Source organism: Mesorhizobium sp. GbtcB19 (genome assembly GCF_019091085.1).
Taxonomy (GTDB): Bacteria; Pseudomonadota; Alphaproteobacteria; order Rhizobiales; family Rhizobiaceae; genus Mesorhizobium.
The window spans coordinates 1-252 of the sequence record NZ_JAGXJY010000350.1; the positions used below are offsets into that span (position 1 = coordinate 1).

The window sequence follows — 252 nt, forward strand, 5'->3', positions numbered from 1 at the left end:
ACCCACCAGCCGCCCCCGATGGCGATCCCCCCGCCGAACCGCCGGGGCGCGGGGATCGGGGAGACGCCTGCGACCATGGATGCCCTCCGTTCGCGCAAGCCGGAAGCGGCCGAGGCCGCGGCCCGGCGCCACGGGGAGACGGCCTGGAAAATCGCGCGGGGGGCGCGGCGGCTGGGTCCGCTGTAGCCGGGTTGTCCGGAAATCGGTTCCGTGCGACAGGTTTGGGGCGCATCCGCGACACCGTCTCGCGTT

At 74.6% G+C, this 252-nt stretch carries 1 pseudogene; it reads left to right on the forward strand.

Annotation, left to right across the window (positions count from 1 at the left end):
* Nucleotides 1-186 (forward strand): annotated as a pseudogene (locus KVT37_RS33655) (GntR family transcriptional regulator); the annotation flags it as partial.
* Between the last annotated feature and the right edge of the window lie 66 nt (nucleotides 187-252).